The 3,711-nt window shown below is 28.9% G+C and carries 3 protein-coding genes; 1 reads left to right on the top strand and 2 read right to left on the bottom strand.

Translation table 11 applies throughout. From position 1 onward, the window contains the following. On the top strand, positions 1–667 hold a 667-nt coding region (locus tag AACU95_RS03190), incomplete at its 5' end, for a fimbrial protein (RefSeq protein ID WP_161731298.1). A 116-nt stretch (positions 668–783) separates the two neighbouring features. On the opposite strand, the gene AACU95_RS03185 is transcribed toward AACU95_RS03190, so the two are convergent. Then, complete coding sequence (locus AACU95_RS03185; RefSeq protein ID WP_237612029.1) at positions 784–1,053, bottom strand: hypothetical protein; 270 nt, start codon at positions 1,051–1,053, stop codon at positions 784–786. 18 nt (positions 1,054–1,071) lie between these two features. Next, positions 1,072–3,642 (bottom strand): tetratricopeptide repeat protein, encoded by a 2,571-nt coding sequence (locus AACU95_RS03180; RefSeq protein WP_237612028.1) that lies wholly within the window; start codon positions 3,640–3,642, stop codon positions 1,072–1,074. Positions 3,643–3,711 lie beyond the last annotated feature (69 nt).

The raw sequence follows: 3,711 nt of genomic DNA, 5'->3' as shown, positions 1-3,711 counted from the left end.
ATCTACGCCAGTGTTGGCTAAATCCCCTGTAGCTAACTTAAAAATCAACGGTGATATTAAGCCCCCAACTTGTACTATTAATGGAGCAACACAAAGTGATGTAATTTTCGATTACGGAGTCATAAGCCCAACACTTATCCCTCAATCGAAAATTTATTCTTATCCTGCCAGTATGGTTCAAAATACAGTTACAGTTGAATGTGATGCAAAAACATATTTAACCTTTGTTGCGTCTGATACTTATGATAATACAGAATTAAGCGTTAATAATACGTCAGACTGGTTTCATTTAGTAGATAAAGCAAATCCTGAAACTGCGGTTGGAGCAGCTTATTTTGTATGGGATAATGTGACTGTTGATGGCAAACCTGCGTATATTTCACGAGCAAACGATGCTGCTATCACAGGGACTAACTACTATAATGTCCTATATAAAGGGCCAACCAATGGTTGGACATCAAAACAACAGACAGAATCGGTTGATAAAGGCTCTCTGGCTCTAATTTCAGGTGAAATTTTCCAAGCAAATTTCAGACAGGGAATTGAAAGTAATCCTACTCAAACCTTTATTTTATCTAGAGATGAATTAAGTAAAAAAGGAATAGATTTATCTAATGGTTTAGATTTTATCGGGGAGGCTGTTCTCACTTTTAATTTTGGTGTCTAATTTTAAAGTAATTGATAATCACAATATAATTAAAATTTATATTGTGATTATCTTTTGCTATCAATAAGAACCCCTCAAAATTTAATATAATTAAGGACTTCTCATATAACATAAAATTATTTTTGTATTTCTTTTAAATAATCAGCAACACGATATTCAATATTTTTACGCTCAATGTCAGATAAAGAATAAAACATAGCGACATTATTCACATCATAATTTAATAGTAAACCATAATAATATGCTTCTTTCACATCACCTTTGAGTAGAAGTGCTTCATAAAGTTTGTCAAAAGAAGATATTGCAAAATTCATTTTTCCTAATCGAATATTCATATCTAAAATATAATCGTTATGATTTTTTAGTGTAGATAAATACACATTCACGAAAGGATCCTTACTTATTTATTTTGGTGCATTAGTATACATATTATTTAATTCAGAATACAAAAAATCATTTATTTCATATGGATAATCTAACGATAATTGATACCACTCAATAGCCTTATCAAGGTTTCGTTCAACTAAACACGGTGACTCTAAATAATAATCAGCAATGATACTAATACTAGAATATTTGTATTCATTAGAAGAGCTGTATTTACTAGGTTCTTCTCCTGTTGTTAGCCATTCTTTAAGATAGTAGTCTGCTTTATTGATATTATCTTTATCTTCACAGATATTTTGCATATAGTACCAATAAATTAACTCAGCCGCTTCTTTATTTCCTAAATCATATGCTTTTTTGGCATAAATTAAACTTCTTCCACTATCTTCAATACTATAAAATCTTGCTAATTCTAGTTGTTGTTTACTACTCTCTTTTTGGTTTAGTAAATAATCAAGTGTATTATCTCTTTTTTCCTTCCATCTTCTATCTATTTCATATTTTTCTGATTCCAGCTCAAAGTGAGACGAATTGATGCTAATACGTCGTTCATATTCAGATGCTTTCGCAATGTTCTTTCTAACCCCCTCTTTACCGTCTCGATAAATTATAGCTAATTCTTTTAAGCAAATAAAATTACCTAAATCTGCACATTTTTTTCGCCAAGCCAAACGTTCCTTAATAGTGATATTAGTTAACTTATCAAAAGAATAGTCTTGATAAATTTCATCACCAGCACTCTTATCTTTATACTCTTTTGTAATAATAAATTTAATTGCATCAATAGAACCTATTTCAGCTAATTTAAATATATCCTTATAATATTTTTTTAAATTATCTTCATTAATATTGTTAGCTGAGTTCTCATGTATTATATTCTTTATTGTATATTGAAATACAAGATTTGTATTTTGACTTAATAATGGTTGAATAGCCTTTCTTATTTTATCATCATATAGCGAACGTTCCACAATAAAATCAATTACATACTGTGAATCCATTCCATATCGGAAAAGAATACTATATCCTTCCTGTCGTTTTTTTTCGGTCAACCTTCTGCTTTCTAAATCATCTTTCAATTCTGAAACAATATTAATAAGAGCTTGATCATCTATTATATTTTTATATTTAATAGTCGCAATTGCTTGATGAAAAGTAGCTTCATAGGCATAACCTCGTGCTTTTTGATATAATGAAAAAGCATATTCTTCATTATTGGCGACATCTTCTTCTAAAAGAAGATCTGCATAAAAATGAGCTAAGCTATAGTTTTGATTAAATGTACCAGCTGATTTATTTTTAATTACACTCTCTCTTAAAATATTCACAATTTCTTCTTTTTTAAGATAATCAGAAGCACCAAAATCAAAATATATTTTTACTAATTCTCTTTGGCTTTTACCTGTCAATTTATCATTAGTTATGTTTTCTTTCAGAAAACTAACTGCTTTTCTAATATTCTGATGAACCCCCTCACTATTAGAATATAATTTAGCCAATAATAATTTGCTTTCAGGAGATGGCTGTATGTTATATGCTCTCTCTACCAGCTTAAGTGCTTTTTCAAAATTATAAAAACTACTATTTGGTTTTAAATAGACATTAGCGAGCGCTAGCATGGCTTGTGGAGAGTTTGGATATTTCAATAATAATGTATTAATATATTTTTCAAGCAAGTTTCTAAAATAATTTGATGATAATGTATCACTATTATTTAATTTCTCTATTATTTTAATTAATCCATCATGATGCGCTAAATCAGCAGATTTTTTTAAATATATATTAGCTAAAAAAGAATTTTCTTGAAGGGGATAGTTTTTCTTATCACCCTTGTAGATTTGATACAGAAGATATGTTGCCTCAGGATAGTTCAAATATGCTGAATCAAAAAGTAAGTTAATATCTTGACTTATTAACTTATATTTTAAATACATCATTTTAGGATCTTTTTCTTCAATAAAAGGACGTATCATATTTTTAGTCTTTTTTGATTGTTTTACTGAATCCTTATTCTCTAAATATTGATATACAGCTTCTTTATTGCCTTCTTCTGCTAATTTTTCTAATTCTTCAAGTGTTCTTTTTTTTTCAGACCAAGATTGCTCACCATAAATAGGGAGTAGCGTATATTCTTTTTGATCATAATAAATCACAGGAAAATTAAGGTCATGTAAAAAATCTTTCGCTATTGAAGAGCCTAAATCAGCAGCTTTAGTTAATGACGTTAATCCTTGAGCATCATCAGTAGGACTTTGGATTAATCCTTTGTTACGTAAATATCCTAAATTATAAAGTGCATTTTTATTTTGTAAATTTGCTGATTTTATTAACCATTTTTGTGAAGCTAAGGCATTTTTATCAACCCCTATGCCATCCCAATACATCATTGCTAAACTAAATGCTGCTTGCGGATCACTTTGTGCATGTTGTGAAAAATAATTAAACGCCTCTTTATAGTCACCTTTTTGATAATAGCTATAACCATTTGGCTTTGACTGTGGTTGGATTTGATTTTTATTGAGATAAAACCCCAAGGCCATAAATACTAAAAAAATGGAGATAAGTATATTTTTAATTTTACGAGACATAATATTCCTTTTAAAGCTCATTCTTTTTATATAAATATAGCACAATAGTAAAAATTAAAATCAATATAA

Origin of the sequence: Proteus sp. G4415 (genome assembly GCF_963896075.1) — a bacterium.
Lineage (GTDB): Bacteria > Pseudomonadota > Gammaproteobacteria > Enterobacterales > Enterobacteriaceae > Proteus > Proteus mirabilis.
Note: the sequence above shows the minus strand (reverse complement) of the source record. Positions and strands in the feature narration are given on the sequence as shown.

What these genes read in the sequence shown, in the direction of transcription:
- AACU95_RS03180 (WP_237612028.1), bottom strand. Translation starts at nt 3,642, where the DNA reads ATGTCTCGTAAAATTAAAAATATACTTATCTCCATTTTTTTAGTATTT.